At 43.7% G+C, this 15,470-nt stretch carries 12 protein-coding genes, 1 tRNA gene and 1 pseudogene; 6 read left to right on the forward strand and 8 right to left on the reverse strand.

Going from position 1 to position 15,470, the window contains the following annotated elements; all coding sequences use genetic code 11:
* Positions 1-595: 595 nt before the first annotated feature.
* Positions 596-672, reverse strand: a tRNA-Arg gene (locus Vt282_RS09410).
* A gap of 202 nt (positions 673-874) precedes the next feature.
* On the opposite strand from Vt282_RS09410, the gene folD reads away from it, so the two are divergent.
* On the forward strand, positions 875-1,735 hold the full coding sequence (folD, locus tag Vt282_RS09415; protein ID WP_162063236.1) for a bifunctional methylenetetrahydrofolate dehydrogenase/methenyltetrahydrofolate cyclohydrolase FolD: 861 nt from the start codon (positions 875-877) through the stop codon (positions 1,733-1,735).
* Between the two features lie 190 nt (positions 1,736-1,925).
* On the opposite strand, the pseudogene Vt282_RS09420 reads toward folD, so the two are convergent.
* The 4 genes and pseudogenes from Vt282_RS09420 to Vt282_RS09435 form a co-directional block, all read right to left on the reverse strand.
* Positions 1,926-3,123, reverse strand: a pseudogene (locus tag Vt282_RS09420) (NupC/NupG family nucleoside CNT transporter).
* A 209-nt stretch (positions 3,124-3,332) separates the two neighbouring features.
* The gene (locus tag Vt282_RS09425) at positions 3,333-4,280 is read right to left on the reverse strand and encodes a LysR family transcriptional regulator (RefSeq protein ID WP_162063237.1); all 948 of its coding nucleotides are present in this window, start codon (positions 4,278-4,280) and stop codon (positions 3,333-3,335) included.
* Between the two features lie 63 nt (positions 4,281-4,343).
* Positions 4,344-5,312: a lytic murein transglycosylase gene (locus Vt282_RS09430; RefSeq protein WP_162063238.1), complete on the reverse strand. Its 969-nt coding sequence runs from the start codon at positions 5,310-5,312 to the stop codon at positions 4,344-4,346.
* A 23-nt stretch (positions 5,313-5,335) separates the two neighbouring features.
* Positions 5,336-5,617, reverse strand: a complete 282-nt coding sequence (locus Vt282_RS09435) for a YcgL domain-containing protein (protein ID WP_162063239.1) — start codon at positions 5,615-5,617, stop codon at positions 5,336-5,338.
* A gap of 180 nt (positions 5,618-5,797) precedes the next feature.
* On the opposite strand from Vt282_RS09435, the gene minC reads away from it, so the two are divergent.
* From minC to minE, 3 genes are read left to right on the forward strand one after another with little or no spacing between them, the layout of a single operon-like run.
* A complete protein-coding gene (gene minC, locus Vt282_RS09440; protein ID WP_162045928.1) occupies positions 5,798-6,460 on the forward strand; it encodes a septum site-determining protein MinC in 663 nt (220 codons plus the stop codon).
* Between the two features lie 18 nt (positions 6,461-6,478).
* Positions 6,479-7,291 carry a septum site-determining protein MinD gene (gene minD, locus Vt282_RS09445; protein ID WP_162045927.1) on the forward strand — a complete coding sequence of 271 codons (813 nt, stop codon included), beginning with the start codon at positions 6,479-6,481 and terminating at the stop codon, positions 7,289-7,291.
* A 6-nt stretch (positions 7,292-7,297) separates the two neighbouring features.
* Entirely contained in the window at positions 7,298-7,561 is a 264-nt protein-coding gene (gene minE / locus Vt282_RS09450) for a cell division topological specificity factor MinE (RefSeq protein ID WP_162045926.1), read from the forward strand.
* A gap of 381 nt (positions 7,562-7,942) precedes the next feature.
* Here the strand turns inward: minE and adhE are convergent, their stop codons facing one another.
* The gene (gene adhE / locus Vt282_RS09455; RefSeq protein WP_162045925.1) at positions 7,943-10,636 is read right to left on the reverse strand and encodes a bifunctional acetaldehyde-CoA/alcohol dehydrogenase; all 2,694 of its coding nucleotides are present in this window, start codon (positions 10,634-10,636) and stop codon (positions 7,943-7,945) included.
* Positions 10,637-11,278: 642 nt separating this feature from the next.
* Here adhE and Vt282_RS09460 point away from each other — a divergent pair.
* Entirely contained in the window at positions 11,279-11,920 is a 642-nt protein-coding gene (locus Vt282_RS09460) for a YchE family NAAT transporter (RefSeq protein WP_162045924.1), read from the forward strand.
* A gap of 98 nt (positions 11,921-12,018) precedes the next feature.
* The gene (locus Vt282_RS09465; protein ID WP_162063240.1) at positions 12,019-12,858 is read left to right on the forward strand and encodes an ion transporter; all 840 of its coding nucleotides are present in this window, start codon (positions 12,019-12,021) and stop codon (positions 12,856-12,858) included.
* 76 nt (positions 12,859-12,934) lie between these two features.
* On the opposite strand, the gene Vt282_RS09470 is transcribed toward Vt282_RS09465, so the two are convergent.
* A complete protein-coding gene (locus Vt282_RS09470; RefSeq protein WP_162045922.1) occupies positions 12,935-13,591 on the reverse strand; it encodes a GntR family transcriptional regulator in 657 nt (218 codons plus the stop codon).
* Positions 13,592-13,837: 246 nt separating this feature from the next.
* Positions 13,838-14,953 (reverse strand): aspartate-semialdehyde dehydrogenase, encoded by a 1,116-nt coding sequence (asd, locus tag Vt282_RS09475; RefSeq protein ID WP_162063241.1) that lies wholly within the window; start codon positions 14,951-14,953, stop codon positions 13,838-13,840.
* Positions 14,954-15,470: the final 517 nt, after the last annotated feature.

The following is a 15,470-nucleotide window of genomic DNA, read 5'->3' on the forward strand; positions in this document are numbered from 1 at the left end:
TTTATATTTAAACTTTGAGCACTACACGTTACCCATTGGCAAAGACCTCAGAGCCTCAACGGGACAACATTCTTAGAAAGATGTGATAATGTCATAAAGAACGCTTTGCTTACTAGACCTCCGTCTATATAACTCAGGCGGTACTTACCGCCTGATGCATCTACTTCGAATCACAAACTCTTGTGGTATTAGAATCTGTTTAAATATATCGGGGATTTAAAGCCTATATCTCTTCTCAGCCAATTCAACATCGCTTGTAGCGTTGCTACGTCATTATATACAGTTCCAGACTGAACCTGATTAAGGCGAGTCGAGATGAAGCTATTGATACGCTCTCTGGCTTGAGGGCTAGTTGATAAGTCTCTGACTTGATATGAAAAATGAATTGACTCAGACGCTCTAGACGATAACGAGAAGTACCTAAATAGCTCTTATGATTCTGAGCTTTAACTTGCACATAGAAATCAATACAAATAGGTATAAGTGTATTTAATGAGGGTGGAGCTTGATGGAAATTACTTGTTGTGAAGGCTTTCACGTTTTCATGGCACAGTCCTAACGGTATTTTCTGGGAAGACTGTGTCGAGGTGAGGAATGGCACGCCCTGCAGGATTCGAACCTGCGACCACATCCTTAGAAGGGACGTGCTCTATCCAGCTGAGCTAAGGGCGCGCTACAGGGACAGGATTATACGAGTTAGAACGCTTAACACAAGGGATTTTAGTAACATTCTGATCTGAATGGCTAAAAAAAGTGCATATTAATGTTAGTAGTATTAGAATACGCCAAGGCAAACGTTTGCTTATAGATGTTCGTCAAATTTTTTGCGACAATGCAACGCGTATTTCTCGCCATTCAATTGTGAAGGAAAGTCATGACAGCTCAAAACATAGATGGGACCTTGATATCGCAAACAGTGCGATCTGAAGTTGCAGCACGAGTAAAAGCGCGCAAGGAAGCAGGCTTACGTGCACCGGGCTTAGCAGTAGTACTTGTAGGAGAGGATCCTGCATCACAAGTGTATGTTGGCAGCAAGCGCAGAGCATGTGAAGAAGTCGGATTCGTATCTAAATCCTTCGACCTACCAGTTAGCACCAGCGAAACCGAACTACTTAGCTTAATTGATGAGTTAAACGGTGATGATGAGATCGATGGTATTCTGGTTCAACTGCCTTTACCTGCAGGAATCGACACGACATTGGTGTTAGAACGAATTCATCCTGAAAAAGACGTTGACGGTTTCCACCCATATAACGTCGGCCGCCTTGCGCAACGTATTCCAAAACTACGCTCATGCACACCTAAGGGTATTATCACCCTACTCGACCGTTACAACATTGAACTACGCGGTAAGCACGCTGTCATTGTGGGTGCTTCTAATATCGTAGGTCGCCCGATGACACTTGAGCTATTGCTAGCAGGTTGCACAACAACAACATGTCACCGCTTTACGAAAGATCTCGAAAATCACGTTCGTCAGGCTGATGTAGTCGTTGTGGCAGTAGGTAAACCTAACTTTATTCCTGGAGAATGGATTAAGAAAGGCGCTGTAGTCGTTGATGTCGGTATTAACCGTTTAGACACAGGCAAGCTTGTTGGCGACGTTGAATATGCCAAGGCAAAAGAGAACGCGAGCTTTATCACCCCTGTTCCTGGTGGTGTAGGTCCAATGACCGTCGCGAGTCTCATTGAAAACACCATGCTGGCTTGTGAGCAATTCCATACGGATAAATAAGCAAATCCGTTAACGCTAGACGATCTCTAGCGACGAGATAAAGAAAGGGCTGACGATAATCGTCAGCCCTTTTTGTTTTAATTCGAAGATTTGGTTTACGGTTAGCTTTGAGTGCATGAACTTCAACTCTTGAAGTGAAGCGCTAGCTAAACGTCCAATATCTCGCTTCTTAAAGCGAAGCTTGGCGCTCTTAAAGGCTGAGGATCACGCCCGCTAGTGATGCGCTCATTAAGTTCGCCATTACACCTGCTGCAATAGCACGGAAGCCAAACTTAGAAATAAACGTGCGTTTCTCTGGCACTAAGCTGCCTAGACCACCAATAAGCATCGCCATACTTGAGATGTTAGCAAAGCCACATAGAGCGAAAGTTACAATCGCTTGTGAGTGCTCACTTAGTAGTGGTTTCACTTCGATAAGCTGAATAAACGCCACAAACTCGTTTACTACGATCTTGTTACCAATCAAAGAACCCGCAACCGTCGCTTCGCTCCATGGCACGCCCAATAGCCAAGCTACAGGTGCAAATACATAGCCTAGGATAAGTTCAAAGCTAAGATTAAAACCGAACAAGCCACCAAACCAACCTAGTAAACCGTTTAACAGTGCAATAACACTGACAAACGCTAGCAGTGTTGCACCTACGGCTACCGCAATACGTAGACCTGACATTGCGCCATCAGCCAAGGCTTCAACCACGTTGGTCGCTTTTGGCATGTCTTCGTCTTCAAGTAGCACTTCTGGTTTTACTTCTTCGCTTTCTGGCATCATGATTTTTGCCATTAGCAAACCAGCTGGTGCTGACATAAATGCCGCTGCAATTAGGTAGTTAAGCTCTACACCCAGTGATGCATAGCCAACCAAAGTACCACCAGCTACCGATGCAAGGCCACATGTCATCACCGTAAAGAACTGTGAATCTGTCATGTGTTTTAGGTAAGGACGAACCACAAGCGGCGCTTCAATCATACCCACAAAGATGTTTGCCGTTGCCGATAAAGATTCAGCACGACCAATACGCAGTAGCTTTTGCAGTGCACCACCAATTAGGTTGATCACTTTTGGCATCAAACCGATATGGTACAAACCTGAAATCAGTGCAGAGAAGAAAACAATGATACCCAGTACGTTAATTGCAAAGGTGAAGCCATTTGTCGCGAGACCACCAAAAAGAAACGCAATGCCTTCTTGGCCGTAGTTAATTAGGTTCGATACTGCGCCCGTCACGCTGTTTAATGCATCTTTACCAGCTGGCACGTAAAGTACAAGTAACGCGAAAGACACCTGCAGAGCAAACGCGATTGATACCGTGGTAATTAATATTCTTTCTATTTGTAGAAAGTAGCCAAGCCGTGACAAAAATCGCCACAATACCAAGGATTGAGTTCATAAAATGAATCCGACAAAAGGAGGGATAAAAGATTGGCGCCGCATAATAACGGCGAAAAAATGAGATGCAAGTCACACTTGTTACAGAGTTGTGGATTTAACTGTCTAATTAATAGTCACAAATGTAACTTTCTGTTTTTATGAAGATAAACGTTTGCTTAATTCTATTATTTCCAAATGGAAAGATATTTCTGGTTTGGGAAATAATAATTAACCGTTTGGCCGATTGATATAAGGTGCTAGCTGAGCATCCCAGTGACAAGGAGAACCAATCTTATTACGAATAAACTCGATCACTGCTGAGGTCTTTTTCGGCATATAGTGGCGGCTTGGGTAAACCGCATAAAATGGCATAATTTGACTCGCACGCCATTCAGGCAAAAGCTGAATCAGTTGTCCTTGCTTAAACTCATCACGAATCAAATACGTCGCTAAATAAGCAATTCCCCACCCGGCAACAGCGGCATCTCGCACGGCCTCCGCTAAATCAACCGAATAGTTACCACTCACTTTCACCGCCAGTTGTTGCTCTGAATTGCTAAAGCTCCAGTTGGTATAGTCACGCTCCCAACTGCGATAAATTAAACAGTTATGCTCAGCAAGTTCATGAGGATGAGTTGGAGCCGCATGATGCACCAGATAATCAGGAGAAGCCGCGACGACAAACTGACAGTCAGCAATACGTTGAGCAACGTAGCCTTCAGAAAGATGCTCGTTGCTGGTGATCCAAAGATCTAATCCTTCTTCCAGCATATCGACTTTATAGTCAAACAAATGTACTTCAACTTGAAGTTCAGGGTAGAGTTCGCGTAGTTCCTCAATCGCAGGAATAATGTGTAACGTACCAAAAGATTGAGACAGCCCAATTTTGACCAATCCCTCCACTTCATCGCGCTGACTCTCGATTTCGGTTTGAGCCTCATCAATGGTTAAAACAATCTGCTGGCAATGGCGATAAAATCGCTCCCCGGCTTCGGTTGCAGTGAAGGTACGCGTCGTCCTTTGCACCAGCTTCATACCTAGAGATTGTTCTAGTAAAGCAAGTTGCTTACTGACGTGCGAAACCGAAACCCCAAGGCTTTTTGCAGCCAACGTGAAGTTCTTATGTTTGAGTAGCGCGGCGAAGACCACCATTTGTGCAGCACGTTCTGAAAGCACAATATCTCCTAGGAAAGAAAAAGGGCTCAATGAGCCCCTTTAGTATACGTGTTGATATTCAACTTAATCTAGCATAATGCGGTCAGCCAAATGACTTACCGCTAAAGCAAAGTAGTAAGAGCGATTCCACTTCATGAGTACGTTGTAGTTGTTATACACCAGGTATATGCGTCCATCGGCTTTATCCGGCGCAGTTAACCAAGCATCAACATCCACTTTTGGCAGCGGTTTGCCATCATAACGTGTAATACCCAGCGCATTCCATTCTGCCAAGGTTTTCTCTTTACCTTGTACTCGCCCTTCAAGGTTCATATCAAAGCCTTTTGGCAGCTTCACTTGGCGTCCCCAAGTGTAACTGTCATCCCAACCGGATTGACTTAGGTAATTGGCCGTAGAGGCAAACACATCCGCTTCTGTATCCCAGATGTCTTTCTTACCATCACCATTGCCGTCTGCGGCAAAGTTTATGAATGAGCTCGGCATAAACTGACATTGCCCCATAGCACCAGCCCATGAGCCTTTCATATCTTCAACTTGGATATGCCCTTGATCGAGAATGGTCAGTGCTGACATGAGCTCACCACGGAAAAACTCTTCGCGGCGACCTTCGTAAGCCATGGTTGAAAGGGCATCGATAACGCTGTAGTTACCCGTGAAGCGACCGAAATTACTTTCAATACCCCACAGCGCAACAATAAATCTTGGCTGTACCCCGTATTGTTCACCAATACGCGTTAATTCCGCTTGATGCTTTTTATACAGATCTTTTGCTTGTTTTACCTTCCAGTCTGGTACTGCTTTAGGAATATACTCATCTAAAGTCAGACGTTTTTCTGGCTGGTTGCGGTCGGCTTTTACCGCTCGTGGTTTGTATGTCACATCAACAAACGCTTGATCAACAATCGCTTGAGAAATGCCTTTATTTAGCGCTTCAGTTTTTAAACCCTGCACGTATTGGTCAAAATCTTTATCTTGCGCGAATGCGGTGGAGCTTAAGCTTAACCCCAGAATTAATGGCAATATTTTTTTCACTGCGGCCCTCCTTGAGTGAGACGTCATTCTGATTTTAGACGGGCTTTTTGTTCTTTGTACTCTTCTAATAGATTCTTTGGTGGCGGCGGCAATTGCAAGAAAAAACCTTGCTCATTAATCGACTGTTTCACTTTTTCTATATCGACTTGTGCTAACGTGCGCCCTGCCAGGTTCACCATCATGACCATCACTGGTTTACCAAACATTTGCATCAATTGATCAGGAACCTGCGAAAAATCGTCTTTTTTCGGCAAATATAGGTAAGCACCTTCTTTTTTCGAGCTTTTGTAAATTGCACAAAGCATAGCAAGCCTTTAATCCATCTAACCTAGAGAACAAGTGTATTTTTGCTTTTTTTCTAGCAAAACACTCAATTGACAGCAAGATAACTTGCTGAGCGTATTGTGGGAATATAACATGAGACCCCTACTCGCAGGCAACGTGATTTCTGCGACAGAGTATTCAAACGAGGTCCAAAGTAAAATATGTCACATACCGCAGATCTAAAAGGCAGTAGTTTTACTTTGTCAGTTTTGCACCTTTCTGACAATAATGTCGAAAAAAGTATCCATTTTCTACAAGAAAAGGTTGAACACGCACCAGCTTTCTTTGCGTCAGCGCCAGTAGTAATCAATGTCTCTTTGGTTGAAGGTGATATTGATTTCGTTGCTTTAAAACAAGGCATATCAGATGTGGGCATGATCCCTGTTGGTATTACTGGTAGCAAAGACAAACGTGCGCAAAATCTGGCTCGCGAAGCCGGCTTTGCCATCATGTCGGCAAGTAAATCACCAGCGCAAGCTCCAGCAATGCTTGGCCCGACTAAAGTGGTTCGAACGCCAGTACGCTCAGGGCAACAGATCTATGCTAAAGATGCAGATTTGGTGGTACTTAGCCATGTTAGCGAAGGTGCAGAAGTGATCGCCGATGGCTCAATTCATATTCATGGCACGCTACGTGGCCGTGCAATTGCAGGCGCAAGCGGTAATACTGGTGCGGTGATTATTTGTAACAAACTCAACGCAGAATTGATGTCTATTGCTGGTCATTATTGGCTGACAGAGCAATTTGCTGAAGAATTTTGGCAACAAAAAGTTTTATTTAGTTTGGAAGATAACTCGCTCAAGTTCGAGTTGTTGACGATTTAAAAACACAAGGAATTTAGAATGGCACGAATTATTGTTGTCACGTCAGGTAAAGGTGGCGTAGGCAAGACAACTTCCAGCGCTGCAATTGCCTCTGGTCTTGCATTAAAAGGTAAAAAGACCGCAGTGATTGATTTTGATATCGGTCTACGTAACCTTGATCTCATTATGGGCTGTGAACGCCGCGTTGTTTATGATTTCGTTAACGTTATCAACGGTGAAGCGACACTTAACCAAGCACTAATCAAAGATAAGCGCACTGATAATCTGTTTATCCTTCCAGCATCTCAAACTCGCGATAAAGACGCACTAACCAAAGATGGTGTAAAGCGCGTACTGGATGAATTAGATGAAATGGGCTTTGAGTTCATCATTTGTGACTCACCTGCCGGTATCGAGCAAGGTGCGCTTATGGCGCTATACTTTGCTGACGAAGCGATCGTCACCACCAACCCTGAAGTGTCATCAGTTCGCGACTCTGACCGAATTCTTGGTATTCTTGATTCAAAATCTATTCGTGCAGAGCAAGGCCTTGAGCCAGTTAAGCAGCACCTGCTACTAACTCGTTACAACCCAGCTCGTGTGAACCTTGGCGAAATGCTAAGCGTGGAAGACGTTGAAGAAATTCTACACATTTCTCTTCTAGGCGTGATTCCAGAAAGCCAAGCAGTACTGAATGCGTCAAACAAAGGTGTACCAGTTATTTTTGACGAACAGTCAGATGCTGGCCAAGCTTATGAAGATACAGTAAATCGTCTACTTGGCGATCAAGTTGACTTCCGCTTCCTAACTGAGCAGAAGAAAGGGATTTTCAAACGACTATTTGGAGGCTAATAAGGCATGTCATTATTGGAATTTTTCCGCCCACAAAAGAAGACATCAGCGAATTTGGCAAAGGAACGCCTGCAGATCATCGTTGCCGAACGCCGCAGCCATGACGATCCTGCACCGTCATACTTGCCACAACTAAAAGAAGATATTCTTAAGGTGATCAGCAAGTACGTCGCGGTAGACCCATCAATGGTCGAGTTGTCATTTGAACACAAAGATGATGATATTTCAGTGCTAGAGCTGAATGTAAAATTACCAGACGAAGAGAAGTAAGCGACAACGCTAACGACAACGTTGATTAAAAGGTTGATGTGCAAGCATCAGCCTTTTTTGTTAGCTGGAGATACCGATTTGAGAATGTTCTCTACACGCCAGTTAGCCATATAAGAAAGCCATCCACTTGCTCACCCTAGATGCAACCAAGCCTTAGTTTTTTACCCAAGCTCACCAAACAGTCAAGCTTTTAAAAGACCACACTCAATAAGAAAGCCCGGTCTAGTTGGGGAAGCGAGCCATCATCCCTAGTCCAAGCTTCACTTTATGTCCCTACGCTCAGCACATAAAAAAAGCCCCCGTCTTTCGACGAGGGCTTAGCACTTTTTCCCGAATTAAGAGTCCGTGCTAGCGAAAACTTAATTCATAACGAGCGGTTGATTAAGCGTTAGCTTTCTCTTTCTTACCCTTGCCCGCTGCTTCTTGGTCTGCTTTCTTCTTGATTACAGTAGTACCTTCGAAAGTTTCACCTTCAACGAAAGCTTTACCGTAGAAAGAAGATAGTAGAACTTCTTTTAGCTCAGTGATTAGAGGGTAGCGTGGGTTCGCACCAGTACATTGGTCATCGAACGCTTCTACTGATAGCTCATCAACTTTCGCTAGGAAGTCAGCTTCGTTTACGCCAGCAGCTTGGATAGACAGTGGGATGTCTAGGTCACCTTTTAGCTCTTCCAACCATGCAAGTAGACGTTCAATCTTCTGAGCAGTGCGGTCACCAGCTTGGCTTAGGCCTAGGTGGTCAGCAACTTCAGCGTAACGACGACGTGCTTGTGGACGGTCGTATTGAGAGAACGCAGTTTGTTTCGTTGGGTTGTCATTCGCGTTGTAACGTACCACGTTAGAGATTAGTAGTGCGTTAGCCAAACCGTGTGGTAGGTGGAACTCAGCACCTAGTTTGTGTGCCATTGAGTGACAAACACCTAGGAATGCGTTCGCAAATGCCATACCAGCGATGGTTGCCGCGTTGTGTACTTTCTCACGAGCGATTGGGTCTTTAGCACCGTTCGCGTAGCTTGAAGGTAGGTACTCTTTTAGCATCTTAAGTGCTTGTAGAGCCTGACCGTCAGAGTATTCGTTCGCTAGAACTGATACGTAAGCTTCTAGAGCGTGAGTTACTGCATCGTAACCACCGAATGCTGTTAGAGACTTAGGCATGTTCATCACTAGGTTCGCATCTACGATCGCCATGTTAGGAGTTAGTTCGTAGTCAGCTAGTGGGTATTTAGCGCCAGTTTCGTCGTCAGTAACAACCGCGAATGGTGTAACTTCTGAACCAGTACCTGAAGTTGTAGTGATACATACAAGCTCAGCTTTTTGACCCATTTTAGGGAACTTGTAGATACGTTTACGGATGTCCATAAAGCGCATTGCTAGTTCTTCAAAGTGAGTTTCTGGGTGCTCGTACATTACCCACATGATCTTAGCAGCATCCATTGGTGAACCACCACCTAGCGCTAGGATTACGTCAGGTTGGAAGCTTTGCATTGCTTCAGCACCTTTCTTAACTACAGATAGCGTTGGGTCAGCTTCAACGTCAAAGAACGTTTGAACTTCCATACCTTGAGCTTTCAGTAGTTGAACTACGTCGTCTGCGTAACCGTTGTTGAATAGGAAACGGTCAGTAACTAGGAATGCGCGTTTCTTACCTTCTAGGTCGCCAAGAGCGATTGGAAGGCTACCACGACGGAAGTAGATTGACTTAGGTAGTTTGTGCCACAACATATTTTCAGCTCGCTTCGCAACAGTTTTCTTGTTGATTAGGTGCTTAGGACCAACGTTTTCAGAGATAGAGTTACCACCCCATGAACCACAACCTAGCGTTAGTGATGGTGCAACGTTAAAGTTGTATAGGTCACCGATACCGCCGTGAGTTGTTGGAATGTTGATAAGAATACGAGCCGTCTTCATCTTGTCGCCGAAGTAACGGATACGGTCAGCGTTAACGTCTTGGTTAGTGTATAGGCCAGATGTGTGACCGATACCGCCGATTTCTACCATTGTTACTGCTTGAGCAACTGCGTCTTCGAAGTTGTCAGCGCGGAACAGACCTAGAGTTGGAGATAGTTTCTCGTGAGCAAATGCGTCGTCGTAAGAAACTTTACCTAGACCTTCACCAACTAGAACTTTCGTATCAGCAGGAACTTTCACACCCGCCATTTCAGCGATTGCAGCAGCTGGTTGACCTACGATTTTCGCGTTTAGTGCGCCATCGATAAGTAGAACTTTACGAACTTTGTCCGCTTCAGCTTTGCTTAGTACGTATGCTTTGTGAGAAGCGAAACGCTCTTTCACTTCGTCGTATACAGAATCAACAACGATTGCAGCCTGCTCAGACGCACAAACTACGCCGTTATCGAACGTTTTAGACATTAGGATAGAAGCTACAGCACGTTTGATGTCTGCAGTTTCATCGATAACAACTGGAACGTTACCTGCACCTACACCGATCGCTGGTTTACCAGAAGAGTAAGCTGCTTTAACCATGCCTGGACCACCAGTTGCAAGGATAAGCGCGATGCCATCGTGCTTCATAAGAGCGTTAGAAAGCTCAACTGAAGGTTGGTCAATCCAACCGATGATGTCTTTTGGTGCACCTGCTGCTACTGCTGCATCTAGAACCAGTTTAGCTGCATCATTAGTAGAGTTTTTAGCGCGTGGGTGTGGAGAGAAGATGATACCGTTACGAGTCTTCAGAGAGATTAGAGATTTGAAGATCGCTGTTGAAGTTGGGTTAGTTGTTGGAACGATACCGCAGATGATACCTACAGGCTCAGCGATAGTCATTGTGCCTAGGTTGTCGTCTTCTTCAAGAACGCCACAAGTTTTCTCATCTTTGTATTTGTTGTAAATGAACTCAGACGCGAAGTGGTTCTTAATTACTTTATCTTCAACAATACCCATGCCAGATTCTGCTACCGCTTGTTGCGCTAGAGGAATACGAGCTTGGTTAGCTGCTAGAGAAGCTGCGCGGAAGATTTTGTCTACTTGCTCTTGAGAGTATGTAGCAAATTCAGCTTGAGCCGCTTTTACGCGTTCAACTAGCGCATCTAATTCAGCTAAGTTAGTTACAGGCATAAGGAAATCTCCTAAATTTAATAAATATTAAAAACTTTTATTAAGTGCATTGTGATTTCGAACTTGAGCCAGATTTACGACTCGTTTACAACGTTCTTAGTAAATTGCTTTCAGGACTGAGTATATTATTTCAAGTTGTGAAAAAATTGACCTAGATCAGTTCTGACAATCTAATTACCCCAAAGTGGTGCCATAGCCGTCAAATAAAACTAAACAACTGTATTAAAGACATTTTCGCAAAACAAATTATGCTCAAAAAGAAGCAAACGAACCACTATCTTCCACAAAACACAACAAACTGTAAAAAAGTTTCATTTTTTCGCCACACACTTTCATGAAACCCGCATTTTATGTGCTCCAAGGAGTATATCTGAGGCACATAATCTCTCTACAATTCGTCATATTTTTTGTTAAAAGTGTGCGAATGTTAACGTTTGTGCAGCCACTGACGATTTCAAGGGACGATAGCGCGATTTTTTTCGTCAATAACTTCCACAAAAAGCATCAATGATAAGATTTTCTCACTCAAAGCCTCCTTTATACGTTAGTTTTTTTCATTCGTTTACTTTGTCGTAATGCACTACATTATGCGCGAATTTCTATCCCACTTGTTTTCAACACTGTGAATCTTTGAGTGCCACTATGCAGACTATCGAGTTCGCTATTTTCCTACAGTTCTTCTTAGGACTGGTTGCTGCGGTTAACCCACTTGGCATCATGCCAATATTTGTTTCTTTGACCGGTCACATGACCCAAGAAGAAAAGCGCAAAACGGCGCTTACAGCGCACGTTGCGGTTGCAAGTATTTTGATCATTTCATTAATTGGTGGTCAGGTACTGTTGGACATGTTCAGCATTTCGCTCGACTCATTCCGCGTTGTTGGCGGCTTATTAATCTTGAGTATCGCTTTTTCAATGATGAGCGGTAAGTTGGGTGAAGATAAACAGAACAACCAAGAGAAAACTGAATACATCAGCCGTGAACAGATTGGTGTCGTACCACTGGCTATGCCTTTACTTGCTGGCCCAGGTGCGATCAGTTCAACCATTGTATATGGTGCACGCTACCCTACCCTTATGGATACCGCGGGTATCATCGTAACTATCATTGCATTCTGTCTATGCTCTTGGGCGCTGTTCCGTTCAGCACCATTGATTGTGCGTTTCTTGGGTCAAACGGGCATTAACATCATTACTCGTATCATGGGTTTGATTTTAGGTGCTCTGGGCATTGAATTCGTTGCCAATGGTCTACGTGGGCTTTTCCCTGCATTGATGGGTTAATCCACTGACTATATATAGTGGCTAACGACTCTCTCAGTTAGCCTCACCCCCTCTTTCTGGTATGATGTGGCATATAGATAAATCCAATATGACACATCATGCCTAAATCATCACTTAAGCATCAGTTATACGTCATTATTTTTGGTACACACACGCCTGCTGGACGTGCCTTTGATATTGCACTGATCATCGCTATCTTAACTTCACTCGTGATCCTTGTTTTGGAATCACTTCCATCCGTTATGGTTGAGTGGAGCACGCAACTTCGTTATTGCGAATATTTCTTTACCGGGGTGTTTACGCTCGAGTATTTGCTGCGCCTATACTGTTCACCTAAACCAAAGTCTTATGCCTCCAGCTTTTATGGTGTCATTGACTTGTTGGCGATTCTGCCAACCTATATCGCAATTTTCTTTCCATCTGTTGCGTTTATGGGCGTGGTACGTCTCCTTCGAGTTATGCGCATCTTTCGCGTACTTAAACTGGTTCGCTACCTACAAGATTCAAATGTCCTATTGCGCTCGTTATTGATGGCGAAACGCAAAATTTTCATCTTTTTCTCAACCGTTGCAATCTTAGTAACGATTCTAGGTTCGTTGATTTATGTTATTGAAGGACCGGCCAATGGATTTACCAGCATTCCACAAAGTATTTACTGGGCTATTGTGACCATTACTACGGTTGGATATGGCGATTTGGTTCCACAAACACCATTAGGAAAAGGCATCGCCTCTCTCACGATGTTGCTGGGTTATTCGATTCTTGCGGTACCAACCGGCATCATTACCGCTGAGCTAAACAATGAAATGAAATCGCATCGATCTTTGGTGAAGTGTCCAAATTGCTCTAAAGCTGGGCATGAATCTGATGCACTCCACTGTAAGCATTGTGGCAGTGAACTTGCTGACCCTGATCATCGGGTCACAGCTCCAGAATAGCGGCTGAGACAATCAAACGACTTGAGATAGCAAAAGAGCTCCATATAGGAGCTCTTTTAAATTGATGACTATCTGATCAGTAGCTATTTTTCTTAAGCTGTGCGCAGTGTTCGGTTAGAGGTGTAATATTCGCTTTTGCTTCTGCCCATGCAGTCTCTTTATCACCGTTACAAATCGCATCGATCATTGGCTTATGGCTCAAAGCACTTTGTGTTACATCATAATCTTCATGAGTCATGCACAAATAACTTTGTAATTGATTCGCGATCTGGCTGTAGGCTTTTTCCATCCGTTTGCTACCGCTCACTTCAACGACACAACGATGTAATCTAAAATCGGCATCGCAGATTGCTTGAATATCACTCGGTACCGCTGCACAAAGCTCATAATACTCTTTATAAATGGATTGCAGTTTTTGTTTATCCTGTTCAGAAGCTCTTTCTGCCGCCATCGCTGCCGCTTGGCTCTCCAAGGCTACACGCAGATGATATAGCTCCCACAGATCCTCTTCATCTAAAGAGAAAATGTGCCAGCCAGCATAAGGCTTTTGCACGACTAAACCTTCATGCGAGAGTGTGTTCAATGCCATACGCACGGTACTGCGTGATAACTCTAAATCTTTCGCAAGCGTACTCTCGACAATTTTTTCACCCTGGTCCATCTCGCCCTTGACGATTTTGTCTCTCAGGTAATCTGTTGCTTGCTCTTCTAGGCTCTGTTTATTGATCTTCATTATTACAAACTGTCTTTTATTTCCGCGAATGCTTGAAAGTGTCAAAGCTCAAGCATGCCTTCCATGTTCAGCTGAAACTGACACTATGATAGCAAATCCTCAGCAAGCATCGAACAATTAGCTTTGGAATAGCGACGATTTGCTCTAAATCTATGCAACCTGTTTACAATTTGATTCTCAAACCAACAAAAAGGCCGCAGACAATGCTGCAGCCTCTCAAGATTAGCTTGGTTTAAGTCAGTGTAATTACTGTTTTTCAGCCAAAATAATGCGCAATGTACGGCGTAATGGCTCCGCTGCACCCCACAATAATTGGTCACCGACGGTGAAAGCATTAAGGAAATCATCCCCCATTGCCATCTTACGTAAACGTCCAACTGGAATTGACAAGGTACCGGTTACTTTCGCTGGAGAAAGCTCTTGTGCGGTAATATCGCGCTCATTTGGAATCACTTTAACCCAATCATTGTGCGTCGCGATGATTTCTTCAATTTCATCCATTGGTACATTTTGTTTCAGCTTGATTGTCAGTGCTTGAGAATGACAACGCATTGCGCCAATACGTACACATGTGCCATCAATCGGCACTGGAGAGTGTTGCAAACCTAAAATCTTGTTCGCCTCAACGCCAGCTTTCCACTCTTCTTTGCTCTGTCCATTGTCACGTTTAACATCGATCCAAGGGATCAAAGAGCCCGCTAATGGCACGCCAAACTTATCGGTTGGGAAAGAGCTGCTGCGCATGGTTTCAGCGACTTTTCTATCAATATCTAGAATAGAACTTGCAGGATTTGCCAGCTCTGAACTTACCGCATCATTGATCACACCCATTTGTGAAATCAACTCACGCATGTTTTGCGCGCCAGCGCCCGATGCCGCTTGATAGGTCATTGCGCTCGTCCATTCAACAAGACCTTTTTCAAATAGACCACCTAAGCCCATTAACATCAAACTTACGGTACAGTTACCACCGACAAACGTATTTGTGCCTGCGTGAATACCTTGTTGAATTTGAGCGTGGTTCACCGGATCAAGGGTAATGATTGAATCTTGCGCCATGCGTAGGGTTGATGCCGCGTCAATCCAGTAGCCTTTCCAACCTGCTTGACGCAGTTTAGGGAAAACTTCTTCCGTGTAGCTACCGCCTTGACAAGTAATTACGGCATCCAGTTGTTTTAAGCTTTCAATATCAAAAGCGTCTTGCAGATCACCGGCGTCTTTACCAAAGAAAGGGGCAGGAATACCGATTTGCGATGTGCTGTAAAAAACCGGTTCAATAAGGTCGAAATCGCCTTCTTCTACCATTCGCTGCATCAGCACAGAGCCAACCATGCCGCGCCACCCAACTAGACCTACTCTCATTTATTTACTCTCCATGTAATCAAAAGGAATACTCAAATTATCTCTTTGCCAGTGTGATTGCCGTTTGGCGTGTAAACTCAGCCCTAGCAGAGAACATTTGGCTATTTCTTCTTCCATATTTCATTTTTCGCACAAAATCTCAAGCTAAAAATTGTACTTTATTGGGTTATTTTTAAATTTATGTTGTTACAAGGCATTTTACTTGGTTTTTTACTTACGCTTTCGTTAAAAATGGATAAACAAATGCCAGCCTATTGAAAATCATCACTAGCACATCAACAACGAACTTCAAACAACAAACAACCCCAAGACAACTATAATCCAACCAATTTAACCATCAATTAACCACTTGGAAGCTTAAATTTACGAAAATCGCACAAATTCTCGAAATTTTCCTTCGACTCATGTATTGTCGCTCAGCTTTTAAAATGGAATTAACACTCGATTCCTCACCATTACCCTGTTATTGCATAAAAATAGTAATTTTTGCTAATTGATATCAATATTGACGTTAAGC

The organism is Vibrio taketomensis (assembly GCF_009938165.1).
GTDB lineage: Bacteria > Pseudomonadota > Gammaproteobacteria > Enterobacterales > Vibrionaceae > Vibrio > Vibrio taketomensis.